At 29.3% G+C, this 17,055-nt stretch carries 30 protein-coding genes, 1 rRNA gene and 1 pseudogene; all 32 read right to left on the bottom strand.

What is annotated here, in order from left to right; genetic code table 4:
• Window positions 1-32: 32 nt before the first annotated feature.
• Entirely contained in the window at window positions 33-455 is a 423-nt protein-coding gene (rpsI, locus tag ACXX88_RS01275) for a 30S ribosomal protein S9 (protein ID WP_436358835.1), read from the bottom strand.
• On the bottom strand, window positions 455-889 hold the full coding sequence (rplM, locus tag ACXX88_RS01270) for a 50S ribosomal protein L13 (protein WP_436358834.1): 435 nt from the start codon (window positions 887-889) through the stop codon (window positions 455-457). The genes rpsI and rplM overlap by 1 nt, the downstream gene beginning before the upstream one ends.
• Window positions 890-1,029: 140 nt before the next feature.
• A complete protein-coding gene (rplQ, locus tag ACXX88_RS01265) occupies window positions 1,030-1,392 on the bottom strand; it encodes a 50S ribosomal protein L17 (RefSeq protein ID WP_436358833.1) in 363 nt (120 codons plus the stop codon).
• Window positions 1,393-1,394: 2 nt separating this feature from the next.
• On the bottom strand, window positions 1,395-2,402 hold the full coding sequence (locus ACXX88_RS01260) for a DNA-directed RNA polymerase subunit alpha (protein WP_436358832.1): 1,008 nt from the start codon (window positions 2,400-2,402) through the stop codon (window positions 1,395-1,397).
• Window positions 2,403-2,415: 13 nt separating this feature from the next.
• On the bottom strand, window positions 2,416-2,802 hold the full coding sequence (gene rpsK / locus ACXX88_RS01255) for a 30S ribosomal protein S11 (protein WP_436358831.1): 387 nt from the start codon (window positions 2,800-2,802) through the stop codon (window positions 2,416-2,418).
• Between the two features lie 3 nt (window positions 2,803-2,805).
• Window positions 2,806-3,174 (bottom strand): 30S ribosomal protein S13, encoded by a 369-nt coding sequence (gene rpsM / locus ACXX88_RS01250; RefSeq protein WP_436358830.1) that lies wholly within the window; start codon window positions 3,172-3,174, stop codon window positions 2,806-2,808.
• Window positions 3,175-3,180: 6 nt separating this feature from the next.
• Complete coding sequence (gene rpmJ / locus ACXX88_RS01245) at window positions 3,181-3,294, bottom strand: 50S ribosomal protein L36 (RefSeq protein WP_027123513.1); 114 nt, start codon at window positions 3,292-3,294, stop codon at window positions 3,181-3,183.
• A gap of 9 nt (window positions 3,295-3,303) precedes the next feature.
• Complete coding sequence (gene infA / locus ACXX88_RS01240) at window positions 3,304-3,519, bottom strand: translation initiation factor IF-1 (RefSeq protein WP_436358829.1); 216 nt, start codon at window positions 3,517-3,519, stop codon at window positions 3,304-3,306.
• A gap of 191 nt (window positions 3,520-3,710) precedes the next feature.
• Window positions 3,711-4,460 carry a type I methionyl aminopeptidase gene (map, locus tag ACXX88_RS01235; protein ID WP_458559339.1) on the bottom strand — a complete coding sequence of 250 codons (750 nt, stop codon included), beginning with the start codon at window positions 4,458-4,460 and terminating at the stop codon, window positions 3,711-3,713.
• A gap of 1 nt (window position 4,461) precedes the next feature.
• Entirely contained in the window at window positions 4,462-5,103 is a 642-nt protein-coding gene (locus tag ACXX88_RS01230; RefSeq protein ID WP_436358827.1) for an adenylate kinase family protein, read from the bottom strand.
• Window positions 5,097-6,524, bottom strand: coding sequence for a preprotein translocase subunit SecY (gene secY / locus ACXX88_RS01225; protein ID WP_436358826.1), 1,428 nt, complete (start codon window positions 6,522-6,524; stop codon window positions 5,097-5,099). Before secY ends, ACXX88_RS01230 begins: the two co-directional genes overlap by 7 nt.
• 1 nt (window position 6,525) lies before the next feature.
• The gene (rplO, locus tag ACXX88_RS01220; RefSeq protein WP_436358825.1) at window positions 6,526-6,969 is read right to left on the bottom strand and encodes a 50S ribosomal protein L15; all 444 of its coding nucleotides are present in this window, start codon (window positions 6,967-6,969) and stop codon (window positions 6,526-6,528) included.
• 13 nt (window positions 6,970-6,982) lie between these two features.
• The gene (gene rpsE / locus ACXX88_RS01215) at window positions 6,983-7,648 is read right to left on the bottom strand and encodes a 30S ribosomal protein S5 (RefSeq protein WP_436358824.1); all 666 of its coding nucleotides are present in this window, start codon (window positions 7,646-7,648) and stop codon (window positions 6,983-6,985) included.
• A gap of 2 nt (window positions 7,649-7,650) precedes the next feature.
• Window positions 7,651-8,004: a 50S ribosomal protein L18 gene (rplR, locus tag ACXX88_RS01210; protein ID WP_436358823.1), complete on the bottom strand. Its 354-nt coding sequence runs from the start codon at window positions 8,002-8,004 to the stop codon at window positions 7,651-7,653.
• Window positions 8,005-8,031: 27 nt separating this feature from the next.
• Window positions 8,032-8,571 (bottom strand): 50S ribosomal protein L6, encoded by a 540-nt coding sequence (gene rplF, locus ACXX88_RS01205; RefSeq protein ID WP_436358822.1) that lies wholly within the window; start codon window positions 8,569-8,571, stop codon window positions 8,032-8,034.
• Window positions 8,572-8,574: 3 nt separating this feature from the next.
• Window positions 8,575-8,967, bottom strand: coding sequence for a 30S ribosomal protein S8 (gene rpsH, locus ACXX88_RS01200; protein ID WP_458557635.1), 393 nt, complete (start codon window positions 8,965-8,967; stop codon window positions 8,575-8,577).
• Between the two features lie 8 nt (window positions 8,968-8,975).
• The gene (locus ACXX88_RS01195) at window positions 8,976-9,161 is read right to left on the bottom strand and encodes a type Z 30S ribosomal protein S14 (RefSeq protein ID WP_436358821.1); all 186 of its coding nucleotides are present in this window, start codon (window positions 9,159-9,161) and stop codon (window positions 8,976-8,978) included.
• Between the two features lie 7 nt (window positions 9,162-9,168).
• Window positions 9,169-9,720, bottom strand: a complete 552-nt coding sequence (gene rplE, locus ACXX88_RS01190; protein WP_458559366.1) for a 50S ribosomal protein L5 — start codon at window positions 9,718-9,720, stop codon at window positions 9,169-9,171.
• Window positions 9,721-9,736: 16 nt separating this feature from the next.
• On the bottom strand, window positions 9,737-10,057 hold the full coding sequence (gene rplX / locus ACXX88_RS01185; RefSeq protein ID WP_436358820.1) for a 50S ribosomal protein L24: 321 nt from the start codon (window positions 10,055-10,057) through the stop codon (window positions 9,737-9,739).
• A gap of 18 nt (window positions 10,058-10,075) precedes the next feature.
• Window positions 10,076-10,444 carry a 50S ribosomal protein L14 gene (rplN, locus tag ACXX88_RS01180; protein ID WP_436358819.1) on the bottom strand — a complete coding sequence of 123 codons (369 nt, stop codon included), beginning with the start codon at window positions 10,442-10,444 and terminating at the stop codon, window positions 10,076-10,078.
• Entirely contained in the window at window positions 10,444-10,713 is a 270-nt protein-coding gene (rpsQ, locus tag ACXX88_RS01175; protein WP_436358818.1) for a 30S ribosomal protein S17, read from the bottom strand. The genes rplN and rpsQ overlap by 1 nt, the downstream gene beginning before the upstream one ends.
• Window positions 10,713-10,919, bottom strand: a complete 207-nt coding sequence (gene rpmC, locus ACXX88_RS01170) for a 50S ribosomal protein L29 (RefSeq protein ID WP_436358817.1) — start codon at window positions 10,917-10,919, stop codon at window positions 10,713-10,715. Before rpmC ends, rpsQ begins: the two co-directional genes overlap by 1 nt.
• Window positions 10,919-11,344 (bottom strand): 50S ribosomal protein L16, encoded by a 426-nt coding sequence (gene rplP, locus ACXX88_RS01165; RefSeq protein WP_436358816.1) that lies wholly within the window; start codon window positions 11,342-11,344, stop codon window positions 10,919-10,921. The genes rpmC and rplP overlap by 1 nt, the downstream gene beginning before the upstream one ends.
• Window positions 11,344-11,994: a 30S ribosomal protein S3 gene (rpsC, locus tag ACXX88_RS01160; protein WP_436358815.1), complete on the bottom strand. Its 651-nt coding sequence runs from the start codon at window positions 11,992-11,994 to the stop codon at window positions 11,344-11,346. Before rpsC ends, rplP begins: the two co-directional genes overlap by 1 nt.
• A 9-nt stretch (window positions 11,995-12,003) precedes the next feature.
• On the bottom strand, window positions 12,004-12,342 hold the full coding sequence (gene rplV / locus ACXX88_RS01155; RefSeq protein ID WP_436358814.1) for a 50S ribosomal protein L22: 339 nt from the start codon (window positions 12,340-12,342) through the stop codon (window positions 12,004-12,006).
• Window positions 12,342-12,617, bottom strand: a complete 276-nt coding sequence (rpsS, locus tag ACXX88_RS01150; protein ID WP_458557631.1) for a 30S ribosomal protein S19 — start codon at window positions 12,615-12,617, stop codon at window positions 12,342-12,344. Before rpsS ends, rplV begins: the two co-directional genes overlap by 1 nt.
• Complete coding sequence (gene rplB / locus ACXX88_RS01145) at window positions 12,617-13,462, bottom strand: 50S ribosomal protein L2 (RefSeq protein ID WP_458559338.1); 846 nt, start codon at window positions 13,460-13,462, stop codon at window positions 12,617-12,619. Before rplB ends, rpsS begins: the two co-directional genes overlap by 1 nt.
• A gap of 59 nt (window positions 13,463-13,521) precedes the next feature.
• Window positions 13,522-13,944: a 50S ribosomal protein L23 gene (gene rplW, locus ACXX88_RS01140; RefSeq protein ID WP_458559337.1), complete on the bottom strand. Its 423-nt coding sequence runs from the start codon at window positions 13,942-13,944 to the stop codon at window positions 13,522-13,524.
• Complete coding sequence (gene rplD / locus ACXX88_RS01135) at window positions 13,944-14,657, bottom strand: 50S ribosomal protein L4 (RefSeq protein ID WP_458559336.1); 714 nt, start codon at window positions 14,655-14,657, stop codon at window positions 13,944-13,946. The genes rplW and rplD overlap by 1 nt, the downstream gene beginning before the upstream one ends.
• 119 nt (window positions 14,658-14,776) lie before the next feature.
• A pseudogene (gene rplC, locus ACXX88_RS01130) lies at window positions 14,777-15,454 on the bottom strand (50S ribosomal protein L3); the annotation flags it as partial.
• A gap of 21 nt (window positions 15,455-15,475) precedes the next feature.
• Window positions 15,476-15,784 carry a 30S ribosomal protein S10 gene (rpsJ, locus tag ACXX88_RS01125; protein WP_436358809.1) on the bottom strand — a complete coding sequence of 103 codons (309 nt, stop codon included), beginning with the start codon at window positions 15,782-15,784 and terminating at the stop codon, window positions 15,476-15,478.
• A 252-nt stretch (window positions 15,785-16,036) separates the two neighbouring features.
• Window positions 16,037-17,055: ribosomal RNA gene (locus tag ACXX88_RS01120) — 23S ribosomal RNA — on the bottom strand; the annotation flags it as partial.

The raw sequence follows: 17,055 nt of genomic DNA, 5'->3' as shown, positions 1-17,055 counted from the left end.
TACAAATTATATCACAAAATGTGTGTTTTATATTAACGTTTAGAAAATTGTCTTGCTCTACGTGCTTTTCTAAGTCCGTATTTTTTACGTTCTTTAGATCTTGCATCTCTTGTTAACATACCTGTTTCTCTTAAATTAGGTTTATAATCTTTTGAAGATTCTAATAAAGCTCTTGCTATTCCTAATCTAATTGCTCCAGCTTGCCCAGATAAACCACCACCAGAAGCATTAACGATAATGTCTCATGTTCCTTCTGTTTCTGTAATAGTTAAAGGTTGTAAAGCATCTTTAATTAAAAGATCTGACATTAAATAGTCTTTAGCTTCTCTTTTATTAATTGTAAATTTTCCTTTTCCTGGTTTTAAGATAACTCTTGCAGTAGAAGATTTTCTTCTTCCTAAACCACGATAGAATGTTCCAGTTAACATTTTTTGATTTTTCATTTCTTTAGCCATTATTTAACCTCTAATTTCATTGGTTTTTGTGCTTCATGTTTATGTTCAGGTCCAGCATATACAAATAAATTTACTCTTTGTCTATTTCCTAATTTTGTGTGTGGTAACATTCCTCTAATTGCTTTTTCAACAATAGCTGCTGGTTTTTTTGCTCTTAAATCTTTTGCTTTAATTGATTTTAATCCACCTGGATAACCTGAGTGTGAATAATAAATTTTATTTTCATCTTTGTTTGCAGTTAAAATTACTTTTTCTGCATTTATAACAATAATGTTATCTCCCATATCAACATTTGGAGTAAATGTAGGTTTATTTTTTCCTCTTAAATAAGTAGCAGCTAAAGTTGCTAAACGCCCTAAAACTTGTCCTTCTGCATCAATAACATATCATTTTTTGTCTGTTTCAAGATGCTTAACAATAGTTGTTTGTCTCATTGTTCCTTCCTTGATAATTTAATAATTTATTTAATAATGTAACAGGTATTTAATAAATATTGCTTTTAAATTATAATACTTTTTTTTATAAAACCAAATCTTTTATAAAAAAAATAACCAAAAACGGTTATTTTCATATTTTAAACTAATTCAATAATAGCCATTTTAGAATTATCACCTTGTCTTGCAGGCAATTTAATTATTCTTGTATAACCACCATTACGACTTTTATATTTTGGTCCTACTACATCGAATAAATATGATAATGCTGATTTACCATCACTGGTTTTTACATCTCTTAAAAATGCAGCTGCTAAACGACGAGAAGCAAGTGTATTAGTTTTTGCTTTTGTAATTAATCTCTCAACGTGTTTTCTTAATTCTTTAGCTCTTGCTTCTGTTGTTGTGATTCTTCCGTGAACAATAACATCTGTAGATAAAGAACGTAAAACGTGTTTTCTTCAAGTTGAATTTCTTCTAAATAATTGTGTTGGATTAGCCATTTTTAGTCTCCTTTCTTAAGTGAAATACCGCGTTCAGCTAATTTTTCAATAATTTCTTGAACGGATTTTTTACCTAAATTTTTAACATTATTTAATTCTTCTTCATCAATTTTTTCTAAGTCTGCTACAGTTCTAAATCCTGCACGTCTTAAAGCATTTAATGATCTTACTGTTAAACTTAAATCATTAATATCAATTGATTTATCTTTAGGAGTTTCTTCTTTAACTTTTTCTTCTTCAAAATAGTCTTTTTCATTAATTTCTAAATTTTCAGTATTTGAAACTATTTTCAAATGTGCAATTAAAATTTTTGCAGCTTGAGCAATAACCTCTTTTGCTTCTACTGTTCCATCTGTTTTAACATTAAATTCTAGTTTTTCTTGAATAATGTTAGAAGCTGAGTTAAGTTCACTAAATTTATATTGAACATTTGTAACAGGTGAAAAATCTGAATCAACTGCTAAAATGGTTCCTGATTTTAAATTTGATTCTAATTCAGAACCATATTCTAAAATATTTTTTTTGTTGTCTTCAAAAGAAACAAATCCTCTTCCTGATAATAAAAACATTTCGAATTTTAAAGCATTTGCTTTAGAAAGAGTTGCGATTTGTTGATCAGGGTTTACAATAGTTACTCCTGCTGGTAGTTGAATATCTTTTGCAAAAATATTTTTTTCAGTAAATTTATCATAATTAAATGAAACTCTTACAGGTTTTTTATCAATAAAAACTTCTTTATTATAAATAAACTTTACTTTCTTTAAATTATTCAATAAAGTAACTACATCTTCTTCTACGTTGTCGATTGCTTGAAATTCGTGATCTACTTTTTCAATTCTAATTGCAAATGGAGCAACTGAAGAAACTGAAGATAATATTGTTCTTCTTAAAGCTGTACCTAAAGTGTTAGCAAATCCTCTTTCTAAAGGTTCTAAAACAAAAGAAGTGAAATAATCTGAATGTTTATTTTCTTTTTCTTCTTTGTAATTTACTTTTGCCATTTTTTGCATAACTTAACAACTCCTATCTTTTTGTTTCTCTTTTGATTACTTTTCTTGGAGGTCTTGTTCCGTTATGTGGAATAGGTGTAACATCTTTAATTTCAGTAACAGTAATACCTGAAACTTCAATTTGTTTTCTTGCTGCATCTTTTCCTGGTCCTAAACCTTTAATTTCAACTTTAACTTCTTTAATTCCATGTTCTTTAGCTGCTTCAGATGCTGCTGCTGCTGCTAATCCTGCTGCATATGGAGTTTTCTTTTTTGTCCCTTTATATCCAATAGCACCAGATGAAGATCATGCAATTACATTACCTTTTTCATCTGAAAAAGTTACAATTGTGTTTTGGTGAGTTGAGTGAATGTGAGCGATTCCGCTAGTAATATTTTTTCTTTTAACTTTTCTAGCCATATCTTATTTACCTTTCTTTCCAGCAACAGTTTTTCTTGGTCCTTTTCTTGTACGTGCATTTTTCTGAGTTACTTGACCACGAACTGGTAATCCTTTTCTATGTCTGATTCCTCTATAACATTTAATTTCCATTAATCTTTTAATGTTAATAGCTACTTCACGACGTAAATCACCTTCTGTTGTATATTGTGAAGCTATATCTCTTATTTTTGATAATTGTTCTTCACTTAAATCTTTTACACGAATATTTTCGTCTATTTGAGCCTTTTGTAAAATTTCTTGAGCTCTTGATTTTCCTATCCCAAAAATATAAGTTAGAGAAATAACAACTCTCTTATTATTTGGAATTTCTATGTTTAAAATTCTAGCCATATTTTCCTAACCTTGTCTTTGTTTGTGTTTTGGTAGAATACAAATGATTCTATTTATTCCATTTCTTTTGATTATTTTACAGTCTTTACACATCTTTTTAACTGATGCTCTTACTTTCATAAATCTCCTTTATTTATGACGATAAACAATTCTTCCTTTTGTTCAATCATAAGGACTAATTTCAACATCAACACTATCTCCAGGAATTATTTTAATGTGATACATTTTCATTTTTCCTGAAATGTGAGCTTGAATTTTAGCATTATTTTCTAATAAAATTTCATACTCACTAGAATTGTGTGCTTGAATTACTTTACCTGTCATTTTGATTGCATCTTTTGCCATTTATTGAAATACCTCTTTTGGTTTTTTATTTGTACAATTAATGTTTGGTATTTATTATTATTTTATTTCTTTAAAAGTAATTGTGCCCTTTAAAGAAATACCTGGACTTATTTCGACATTGCCTTATGCCAGGCTTGTATAATTAACATTAAAAATTATACTAAATTTTTGAATTTTTCCAACTCTTTGAATTAACTTAAAATTATTCCTTTTCCATTTTTAATTAAAATGGTTTCTTCCACGTGAACTGTTTTTTTACGGTTATATTTTGGAACCACAGTTCAACCATCACTTAATATTTTAACTTCCGGACTTTCTTGTAAAATCATAGGTTCTATACAAATTACCATATTATCTCTTAACAAAATCCCTTTATCTCCTGTATATAAATTGTAAACATTAGGTGCTTCATGAAGTTTTTTTCCAATTCCGTGGCCACAAAATTCCTCTGTTGTAAACATTTTGTTTTCAAAAATAACCTTGGAAATTGCTTTAGAAATATCTCCTATCCTTGCTCCAGGTTTGATTGCATTTATACCGGCATCTATTGCTCTTTTTGCAACAGAAATCAGTTTTTCGTTTTCAAGATTATTTTCTTTTCCAACTGATTTGGAAAAGGCAGAATCTGAATAGTATCCTTTATATTTAACTCCTAAATCTATAGAAATTAAATCCCCTGTTTTTAAAATTCTTTGATCCGGAATTCCGTGAATTAACTCATGATTTAAAGAAGCGCAAATTGTGTTAGGAAAATTTTGGTAACCTAAAAAAGCTGGTTCTGCGTTTCTTTTGATAATTTCATCATAAGCAAGTTTGTCTAGTTGCAATAAAGAAACCCCTTCTTCTATTGCATCATAAACTATTTTTTTTACTTCTGAAAGAATATTTGCTGATTTAGTTATTAATTCTATTTCAAAATCTTTTTTTATCAATTTGCTCATTTTATAAAATTTCTTTAACTATTTTTTGTACTATGAATTCTGGAGTTTGTGTTGCATCTATAGTGATTAACATATTTTTGTCTTTATAATAATCTATTAATACTTTAGTTTCATTATTATAAACTTCTAATCTACGAATAATTGCTTCTTCTTCATCATCTTTTCTTTGTAATAAAACTGTATCATCATTTTCGCAAAGTAATTGCTTTGCAGAAGGTTTGAAATCAAGATGATAAGTTGCAGAACAAGTAGGGCAATATCTTCTTTTAGAAAGTCTTTGAATAATAACTTCACTTGGAGCTTGTAATAAAATAACATTTTTTATTTGAGAAGTGCTTAAATTTGATAAAAAATCTGCTTGATTAATTGTTCTTGGATAACCATCTAAAATAAAGTTAACGTTTTGTTTGTTTAATTCTTCTAACTTTTCTTTTACTATTTCATTAGTTATATTGTCAGGAACATATCTACCACTTTCAACAATATTTTTTAATTCCAAACCTAATTTAGTTTGGTTTCTAATTGCGGTTCTAAAAATTTCTCCTGTTGATAAATGAATAAAATCAATTTCTTTTGCAAGTAATGATGCAACAGTTCCTTTTCCAACTCCTGGTGCACCTAAAAAAATTATGTTTTTTATCATAATAAATCTCCGTTATTTTTATTTTGTTTAGTAAATGATTTACTAATTTTTCTTCTTTTTTGTGAAATTTTTTCTGATTGTCTTCTTGCTTTAATTTGACCTATTGTTTCTAATGCTGTGGTTATTAAAATAATAATAGAAGTTCCACCAAATGTAATGCTCCGTGGCATTCCAAACATTTGCATAATAGGTTCTAAAGAACCAATTGCTACAAGATAAAATGCAGAGAAAATAGAAAGTCTTAAAACAACAGAAATTAAATAATCTTCTGTTTGTTCTCCTGGTCTTATTCCAGGAATAAAGGTTGAATTTTTTCCAAAATCTTCTGAAATTTTATCCACTCTAGACTGTTGTAATCCCATACCAATTGCAAATAAAAAGGTAATAACTACAAATAGACTAAATCCAATTGGATCAGTTAATCTTAAACTTCTTTCTACAAAATATCTTGTAGATGAAGTGTATGGATCAAGAAGTCCTACTATTAAAGTTGGTAAAGATAAAACAATTAAAGAAAAAATGATTGGCATAACACCTGCTGGATTTACTTTAATTGGTAATACTGAAATATCTTTAACATTTTTAGTCATTCCAGATCCTGTTTGTTGAATAGGTATTTTTCTTTCTGCAGTATAAACATATGCAACTATAAAAATTAAAACTAAAAAACCAATAATATAAACTCCAAAGAAAATTATATTACTAATCAAAGAGTCTGAATTAGATCCTGAAATAAAGTAATTAAAGGCTCCTTTTAATTTACTTGGTAAACGTGTTGCGATTCCTGTGAAAATTAAAAGTGAAGTCCCATTACCAACTCCTTTTTCAGTAATTTGTTCTCCTAAAAATAAAGAAAACAAAGAACCGCTAATAAGTATACAAGGTAAAATAAAGTATTTATAATAAGCTGCATTGTTGCTTAAATATACAAAACTTTGTGCTCCTAAATTGGCATCAAACAATGTTCTAATTAAGAAAATTGATTGAGCTATAGCTATAAAAATAGTTAAAAGTCTTGTAATAATATTTATTTTACGTCTACCTAGCGGTCCTGATTGACTTAACCTATGAACTGGTGGAAATAATTTAGTTTGAGCGACCATCATAATCAAAGATGCTGTTATGAATGGTCCTATTCCTAAGGCTACTATTGAAAAGTTAGTTAACCCTCCACCACCTACAATATTAATTATTCCTAAAAATGAATTAGAATCTAAAGAAGCATTTTTATTTATAGATACACCAGGTAATGTGATTGTACCTGCTATAACAAAAATAGCTAAAATTCATATAGAAAATAATATTTTTTTAGTTAAGATTTTTTCTTTGGAAAATGTTTGAATTTTATGTTTTATATTTAAATAGATTTTTGAAAAGATTAATCCTATCCAGTTTAATACTTTTTTTAATCTATAAAACATCTTAAACCAATTCTACTTTTCCACCTAATTTTTCTACCGCTTCTTTTGCTGAGTTTGAAACGGCATTAACTTCTATAAATATTTTTTTAGTTAATGTACCTGAAGATAATAATTTTACAGGCATTGTTTTTCTTCTTGCTAATCTAGTTTCAAATAACATTTCTAATGTTACTTTGTCACCATCTTTAAATGTAGCATCTAATTTTTCTAATGATATAACTTGATATTCAACTTTATTAACATTGTTAAAACCGATTTTTGGTAAACGTCTGAAGAGAGGGTTTTGTCCTCCTTCAAATCCAGGTCTTACAGTTCCACGTTTTGTTTGTCCTGATTGTCCTCTACCAGCTTGTTTTCCTTTACCAGCTGCATGTCCACGACCTTTACGGTGTTTTTCTTTTCTTGAACCTTCAGTGTATTGTAATGTATGTAATTTATATGACATTTTTCCTCCTGGACTATTTATTGCTTAACAAATCTTCTACTTTAATATCTCTTAATTCAGCAATTTTTTCTACTGTTCTAAGATTTTGTAAAGCAATGATTGTTGCTCTAACGATATTAGCTTTTGTTCTTGAACCATAAGTTTTAGTATAAATGTTTGAATATCCTGCTAATTCTACAACTGCACGAACTGTACCAGATGCTATAATTCCTTTTCCTTTTGGAGCTGGTTTTAATAGTACTTTAGATGCTAAGAATTTTTGTTTAATTTCATGTGGTACTGTTGCAGCTTCTTCTACCACTGGAACAGTTATTAAATTGTTTTGTGCATCTTTAACTGCTTTTTTAATAGCATCTTGCACTTCATTAGCTTTTCCGTGACCAAAACCAACTTTTCCTTTTTTATTACCAACCACTACATATGCTGAGAAAGAAAATCTTCTTCCTCCTTTAACAACAGTAGTTACCCTTGCAACATCAATTACTTTTTCTTCGAATTCATTTTGGAAAGGTTGTTTGTTAAATTCTTTTTTTGGTCTTGAGAATTTACGATTATTATTAGATGTTTTTGAATCTTTGTCTTTAGAATGGAAGTGTTTTTTTGGTTCTCTTGAAGATTCTATTTTTTTAGTTGGAGTTGCTTTTTTAACAACTTCTTTTTTAATTTCTTTATTTTCCATTATTAAAATTTAACTCCTTCATTTCTAACTGCTTCTGCAAATGCTTTTACTCTTCCATGATAAATATAACCTGAACGATCAAATACAATTGATTCAATTTTTAATTCTTTAATTTTTTGTCCCATTAATTTTCCAAGTATTTCAGCTACTTTAATATTTCCGCTATATTCTTTATGTTTTAAAGTTGAAACAGATGCTATTGTTACTCCTTTAGTATCATCTATTAATTGTGCATAAAAGTTTGTTAGTGATTTGAAAACTGATAAACGTGGTTTGGTTGCTGTACCTAAAACTAATTTAGATTTAATTCTATGATGTTTTTTAATTCTAGCTTTATTTCTTGATAATTGAGCCATTGATAATACCTCGCTTCTATTCTAAAATTATTTAGAAGCTTTTTTCCCTTCTTTACGTCTAATGTTTTCATTTTTATACATAATACCTTTTCCTGAATAAGGATTAGGTTTTCTAACACTTCTAATAACAGCAGCTAATTGTCCAACTTGTTGTTTATCAATACCAGAAACAATTATGGAAACTGGTTTTGGAACTTCTACTTTTAAAGTATTTGGAACATCTATTAATACAGGGTGTGAATATCCTGCTAAAATTTCAATTTGGTTACCTTTTAATGTAGCTTTGTAACCAACACCCTTAATTTCTATTTCTTTTGAAAAACCAGAGGTTACACCTTTAATCATTCCTGCAAGTAAGGAATTAGTTGTACCGTGTAATTGCTTTGTATGTTTTTCTTCGTTTAATCTTTCTGTTGTAACTTGATTATTTTCTACTTTAATTTTGATTAAATTAGAAAATTCTCTTTTTAATTGTCCTAATTTACCTTTAACAGTAACTAAATTATTATTAACTAATACTTCTGTTCCTTCTGGAACTAATAAAACTCTTTTTCCTACTCTAGACATAAATTATCAAATGAAGGCGATAATTTCACCACCAACATTTTCCTTTCTAGCTTCTTTATCAGTTAATAAACCTTTAGATGTAGAAACAATAACTGTTCCATATCCTGAAAGTACTTTTGGCAAATCTCCAACAGATGAATAAACTTTTAATCCTGGTTTTGAAACTCTTTTAATTCCGGTAATAGCACTTGTTGTACCTTTATATTTTAATTCTACAACAAGTTTTTTTTCTACACCTTCTCCTTGAGTTTCAAAATTTTGAATATAACCTTCTTTTTTGAAGATTTCTAAAATTTTGTGTTTTTTATTAGAATGTGGGATTTCAACAAATTTGTGTTTTCTCATAAATGCATTTTTGATTCTTACAATCATATCTGCAATTGGATCTGTAATTATAGCCATAATTATCAACTCGCTTTCTTAATACCAGGAATTTTTCCTTCATGTGCTAATTTTCTAAAACAAATACGACAGATTTTAAATTTTCTTAAAACAGCATGTGGACGACCACATAATTCACATCTTGTATATTCTCTAACTTTGAATTTTTTATGTTTTTTAGCTTTTGCTTTTAATGATGTTTTTGCCATTTTACTCCTATTTTTCTGCCTTACCAAAAGGCATTCCTAATTGTTCTAATAAAAATTTTGCTTCTTTATCTGTATTTGCTGTTGTAACAATAATTACATCCAATCCCTTAATTTTTCTAATTTTATCAAAACTAATTTCTGGAAAAATAATTTCTTCTTTAATTCCTAATGAATAATTTCCTCTTCCATCAAAAGCTTTAGGATTTACACCTCTAAAGTCTCTAATTCTTGGAATTGCTACATTAATTAATTTATCTAAGAATTCTCACATTCTTTCTCTTCTTAATGTAACTTTTGCTCCCATTGGCATTCCTTCACGTAATTTTCATGAAGCTAATGATTTTTTAGCAACTGTTTGATAAGGTTTTTGCCCTGAAATTAATCCCATTTCATTCATAACTTCTTCTATAGCTTTAGAATTAGTTACTTCTTTTCCAGCTGTCATATTTAAAACAATTTTTTCAATTTTAGGTAATTGCATTACAGATGTATAAGCAAATTTTTCTTGTAAATTCTTTTTAACTTGTTTTTCGTATTTTTCTTTTAATGTCATCTTTATAAAATTACCTTTCTAACTAAATTGTTTTCCCTGTTTTTTTAACAAAACGCACTTTTTTATTATTTACCATTTTGTAACCTATTTTTGAATATTGAGCTGGTTTATCTTTAGTAGCTTTTTTAACTAATAAAGATACTTTTGAAACGTGTAATGGGAATTCAACAACCTCAATTGAACCTTCACTTCTTGATTGTGATGGTTTGTGGTGTTTAGTTTTTTTATTAATATCTTTAATTTTAACTTCTTGTGTTTTTGGATAAACTTCTAAAACTTGACCAATTTTTCCTTTATGTGATCCTGAAATAACTATTACTTCATCATTTTTTCTAATTTTCATATCAATAATTATTCCTTTCTATAAAACCTCTGGTGCAAGTGAAACAATTTTGGAATATCCTTTGTCTCTTATTTCTCTAGCTATTGGACCAAAAACACGTGTTCCTCTTGGAGAACCATCTTCTTTAATAATAACAACTGCATTGTCATCAAATTTTATATGTGAACCATTTTTTCTTTTGATTCCATAAGTTGAACGAACAATAACTGCTTTCACAACTTGTCCTTCTTTTACAATTCCGTTTGGAAGAGCTTTTTTAACTGAACAAACTATCACATCACCAATATTTGAAGTTTTTTTAACTGAACCACCTAAGTTTCTAATTAAACCCACTTCTTTTGCACCTGAGTTATCTGCAACAACTAATCTTGAGAGTTCTTGAACCATTATTTAGCTCCTTCTTTTGCTTTTTCACGAATTTCAACTAATCTAAATGTTTTAGTTTTTGAAAAAGGTCTTGTTTCACTGATTTTAACAATATCTCCTAAAGAAGCTTCTTCTTTTTCATCGTGAGTTGCAAATTTCTTAGTAACTTTAAATCTTTTTCCATATAAAGGGTGTTTAACATAAGAATCTACTGCAACAATAATTGTTTTTTGATTCTTATCAGAAACAACAGTACCAATTAATGTTTTCTTTGTATTTTTTCTTTCCATTATTTTCCACCTTTATCATTGTTTTCTTTTTGTTGTATAGCTGTTAAAACTCTGGCAATATTTTTTCTAATTTCTTTGATTTGATGAGTTTTATCTAAACGTGATGTAGCATTTTTAAATCTTAAAGAAAATAACTCAGCTTTGTGTTCAGCTACTAATTGTTTTAGTTCTGAAAGAGATTTGTTTTTTAATTCTTTAAATTCCATTATTCATCCCCTTCTTCATTTGCTTTAACTATTTTTCATTTTACTGGTAATTTATGTCCACCAAGTCTTAAAGCATCTCTAGCTATTTCTTCTTTTACTCCTGAAACTTCAAACATCATTGTATTAACTTTTACAACTGCTACTCACTTTTCAGGAGAACCTTTACCAGATCCCATACGTACTCCGATAGGTTTAGAAGTTAATGATAAGTGAGGGAAAATTCTAATATGAACATCTCCTTCACGACCCATTCTTCTTGTGATAGCAATCCTTGCAGATTCAATTTGTCTAGCTGTTACTCAAGCAGAAGTTGTTGCTTGTAAACCAAACTCTCCAAATGAAACTTTATTTCCTTTATGTGCTTCTCTTTTATCGTGTGAAATTCTAAAATTTCTTCTATATTTGGTTCTTTTTGGTTGTAACATTATTTATCACCCTCTTTAACCTCTCCTAAAGAAATTCATACTTTCACTCCTAAAGCACCATAAGTTGTATGAGCTGTTGCTTGAGCATAATCAACATTTTGTCTTAAAGTGTGTAATTTCATTTCTCCTTCAGAATATCCTTCTGCACGAGCCATTTCCACACCGTTTAATCTACCAGAAACTTGAGTTTTAATTCCTTTAGCTCCTGCTTTTAAAGCAACTTTAATTCCAAATTTTTGAGCTACTCTAAATGATCCTCTGTTTTCTAATTTAATAGCTATTTGTTCAGCTACTAATCTTGCGTTTAATTCTGGTTTTTGAATTTCAACAACATCAATTGATAAATTTAATTTTTTATTTTTAACAAATTTTTGAATATCTGTTGTCATTTTTTTAACATTTTCTCCACCTTGACCTAATACTACACCAGGTTTAGCTGTATGAATTGTTAAAGTAACTTTATTGTTTTGATCTCTTCTAATTTCAACTTGTCCTATTTGATAATCTCTAACAAATTTTTCAACATATTCTCTAATTTTTACATCTTCTAATAAGTAAGTAGCAAAATTAGCTTTATCAGCAAATCAATTTACATTATGTTTTTTAGTAATACCGTATCTAAAACCATTTGGATTAACTTTTTGTCCCATAAAATTTTCCTACTTTCTTTCCTCTACTGTTATTGATAAATGTGATGTTCTTTTTAAAATTGAATATGCTGTTCCTTTAGATCTTGGTTGAAATCTTTTATATGTAGGCCCTTCATTAACTTGAACTGAACTTACGAATAAATTATCACCATCCATACCAAAGTTATTAATTGCATTAGCAATTGCTGAATTTAATAATTTAATAAATAATTTTGATGCTTTTTTATTTGTGTTATGTAGGATTGATAGTGCTTCTGTTGTATTTTTATAACGGAATAAATCTGCTACTAAACGAGCTTTTTGAGCAGATACTCTTTGCATTTTAACACTTGCTATTGCTTTTTGCATTATTTTTTCTTCCCTTTATCAGCACCATGACCTGTATAGGTTCTTGTTGGAGAAAATTCTCCTAATTTATGTCCTACCATATCATCTGTTACAAAAACATCATTAAATATTTTTCCATTATGAACTTGGAATGTTAGTCCTACAAATTGAGGAAAGATTGTTGATCTTCTAGATCATGTTTTAATTGGTTTTTTATTTTTTTGTTCATTCATTAATTCAACTTTTTTTAATAAAGATGTATCAGCGAATGGACCTTTTTTAAGTGATCTAGCCATTATTTACTTTCCTTTCTTCTTCTTATAATTAATTTTGTTGAAGATTTCTTATTATTTCTTGTTTTAACACCAAGAGCTTTTTTACCTCATGGAGTTAATGGAGATTTTCTACCAATAGGTTGTTTCCCTTCTCCCCCTCCATGTGGGTGATCAATTGGGTTCATTACAGATCCACGAACAGTAGGTCTAATACCTAAATGTCTATTTCTTCCTGCTTTACCAATGTTAACTAATGAATGTTCTTCATTACCTACAACCCCAATGGTTGCTCTACATTTTGCTAAAATTCTTCTATATTCACCTGATTTTAGTCTTAAAACTACATATTTTCCATCTTCGTCTTTTCCTTGGATTTGTGCAGAAGAACCGGCTGAACGAGCGATAATCCCTCCACCACCAGGTTGCATTTCAATGTTATGAACAACTGTACCTTCAGGAATATTTGATAAAGGTAATGAGTTACCTACTAAAATATCAACTTGTTCACCTGAAATAACTTTTTGTCCAATCTTAATGTCTTTAGGTGATAAAATATAACGTTTTTCACCATCTGCATAAACAACTAAAGAAATATTAGCTGATCTATTTGGATCATATTCAATAGATTTAATTGTTCCAAAAATATTATCTTTATTTCTTTTGAAATCAATAATACGATATTTTCTTTTATTTCTACCACCTTTGTGACGTGTAGTTATTTTTCCTTGATTATTTCTACCTGATTTTTTAGGTAATGTAACTAATAAACTTTTTTCAGGTTCATGTCCTGATAAATTTTGTTTATAATCAAGGGTAGACATACCACGACGACCATTTGAAGTTGGTTTATAATGTTTAATCGCCATTTTCTCTCCTTATTTTATTAATAACTTTAAAATATTTTTTTCTTTAAAGTTCTATGTAATTATTTTTTATCTTTATTTTTTTTAGCTGCTATTTTTTCTGCAACTTTTTTATCAACTTCTGATGCTGATTTAGAAACTTTTGTTTCTTTTTTAGTTTCTTCTACTACATTTGTTTGTTTTTCTGATGTTGGTGATTCTAAATCTTCATTCAGAACAGCAATTGTGTGTCCTTCAACTAAAGTAACAATAGCTTTTTTGAAAGAATTTGTAAATCCTTGATATCTACCTAATTTTGCAGGTTTTTTTGGAACGTTGAAAATATTTACTTTTTCTACTTTAACATTAAAAATATATTCAACTGCTTTTTTAACTTCACTTCTGTTAGTTCTTCTATCGACAGCAAAAACATATGTTCCTGAACTCATTTGTAAATAACTTTTTTCAGTTAAAATTGGGTATTTGATTATTTCATTAATATTCATTATTTAACCAACCCTTCTAAATATTTAATATCATCTTGACTTAAAATCAAAATATCTGCTTTTATTAAATCTTCTATTAATAATGAAGTAACTTTTGTAACTTTAACATTTTGAAGATTTCTTGCAGAAATATAAACTTTTTCATCATTTGAAACTATTAAAATATTTCTTAATTTTTCTACTTGTAAATTTTTTAATTTAGAAACAATTTCTTTTGTTGAATATTTTTCAACTTTTATTTCATCTACTATAACTTGTTTGTTTTTGGCTAATTGTGATAAAGAACTTAATAAAGCTAATTGTCTAACTTTTTTATTTACTTTTAAATTGTAATTTCTTTCCACTGTAGGTCCAAAAACTCTTCCACCACCTACTCAAATTGGTGATCTCATAGAACCAGCTCTTGCTCTACCTGTACCTTTTTGTCTTCAAGGTTTTTTACCAGTACCACTTACTTCAGCTCTATTTTTTACTTTATGTGTTCCTTGTCTTCTTGAAGCTCTTTCAGCAATAATTGAATCAAATACAGCTTGTTGATTAAATGTTTCAATTCCAAAAACTTCTTTTGGTAATTTAACTTCTTTTCTTACTAATGGAGTATCAACTTTTTTTGATGTTTTAACTTCTACTTTTTTAGTTGTTTTAGAAACAGGTTTTTTTGTTGATGTTTCTTTTTTAGAAGTTGTTGATGTTTTTTTAACAACCTTTTCCATTATTTATCTCCTTCTGCTTTATCTTCAGCTGCTTTTAATAATTCTTTCATTTCTTTTACTGACATTTCCATATGTAGTTCTACATTATATTTTTTAGCTAATTCAAATAAATGATTTTTTTCTAAAGCCTCTTTTAAGTTAACTAATTGAACAGGTGTTTTAGAAGGTAATTGTTTAACAGCTTCTTTTAGAATAACAAATGATTTTTTAGGCCCAGGAACTGAACCTTTAACTATAATTAAATTATTTTCTAAATCAATGCTTAAGATTTCAAGATTTTGAACTGTTCTTTTTACATTTCCTAATTGTCCAGGCATTGTCATACCTTTAACAACTTTGTTTCCTGAAATATCTCCTAAAGATCCTGTTTGTCTTAATGGTTGTGATCCACCCCCACCACCGTGTGATTTAGGTCCGATTGCTTGATTATGTCTTTTAATTGTTCCAGCAAATCCTTTTCCTTTTGATGTTCCTGTAACATCAATTAATTCACCTACTGAAAAAATAGATAAATCAACTGATTGTCCAAGTTCAAATCCAACCATTTCTCTAATTTCTTTTACGAAGCGCTTAGGTGCTGTGTTAGATTTTTTAAAATGACCTTGTTCTGGTTTGTTTTGTCTAGAAATTTTCTTATCTTCTAAACCCAATTGTAATGCATTGTAGCCATCTTTTTCTTTTGAAAAAACTTGTGTTACAACATTTGGTTTAACTTCAATAACTGTTACTGGTAATAAAATACCTGAATCAGCATATAGTTGAGTCATTCCAACTTTTTTTCCTAAGATTCCTTTCATCTTGAATCCTCCTTATTTTATTTATTTAGTATCTATAAGTATTTGAGCACCTACTGGTAATTCAACTCTCTTAATTTTGTCTAATACTTCTTTTGAAAATTTGTTTAAAACAATTAATCTTTGATGTGTTCTACTTTCAAATTGTTCACGTGATGTTTTATTAACATGAACTGAACGTAAAATAGTAAATACTTCTCTTTTTGTAGGTAATGGAACTGGTCCACTAAAATCTACTTTTAATTCTTTTAATAAATTTACTAATTTAAGTGATGCATTATCAACTATTTTATGATCAAATGCTTTTAATTTAATTTTTAACTTATTTTCCATTAAAATTGTTGTCCTTTCTGTTCTTTTTTTGATGAACTAGACTCCACATAAAAACCGATACTCTGCTAACAACTAATTTCGGAGTATCGCAACCTTATGTTTCAACGTCTAAATTTACTTTTAAATTATACTACATTTTTTAAAAAAGTGAATTAAAAAAATAATAAAAAAACTCCTAATCAGGAGCTAATAGTTCTTTCAAAACTGAATAGCAAATTACTTCTCAAATTAAATTAAATACCTAAAATTTTAGCTATTAAATCAATCAATTTATTAGTATTGGTTAGCTCAATGTATTACTACACTTACACACCCAACCTATCAACCTCATCGTCTATAAGGAATTTCAAGGGAACATTAATCTCTGAGGAGGCTTCCCGCTTAGATGCCTTCAGCGGTTATCCTTTCCGTATTTAGCTACCCAGCTATGCTTCTGGCGAAACAACTGGAGCACCAGTGATACGTCCGCTCCGGTCCTCTCGTACTAAGAGCAGCTCTCATCAATATTCCAACGCCCACATCAGATAGGGACCGAACTGTCTCACGACGTTCTGAACCCAGCTCGCGTACCGCTTTAATTGGCGAACAGCCAAACCCTTGGAACCGACTCCAGCTCCAGGATGCGATGAGCCGACATCGAGGTGCCAAACCTTCCCGTCGATGTGATCTCTTGGGGAAGATAAGCCTGTTATCCCCGGGGTAGCTTTTATCCGTTGAGCGACGGCCATTCCACAATGTACCGCCGGATCACTAAGTCCTGCTTTCGCACCTGCTCGACTTGTAGGTCTCGCAGTCAATCACACTTTTACCTTTGCGCTCTTCATATGGTTTCTGACCATACTGAGTGTAACTTTGAACGCCTCCGTTACCTTTTAGGAGGCGACCGCCCCAGTCAAACTACCCACCACGCACTGTCCCCCTTCCAGATAATGGAAGCAGGTTAGAAAATCAATATAACAAGGGTGGTATTTCAAGGTTGACTCCATAAGAACTGGCGTTCCTACTTCAAAGTCTCCCACCTATCCTACACATGTTAGACCAATTTTCAATACGAAGCTATAGTAAAGCTCCACGGGGTCTTTTCGTCTTGATGCGGGTACCCAGCGTTTTCACTGGGACCATAATTTCACCGAGTCCAATGTTGAGACAGTGGGGAGATTGTTACGCCTTTCGTGCAGGTCAATAATTAGTTGACAAGGAATTTCGCTACCTTAGGACCGTTATAGTTACGGCCGCCGTTCACCCGGGCTTCATTTTACTGCTTCGCTAAT

Source organism: Mycoplasma sp. 5370 (genome assembly GCF_054343435.1).
Note: the sequence above shows the minus strand (reverse complement) of the source record. Positions and strands in the feature narration are given on the sequence as shown.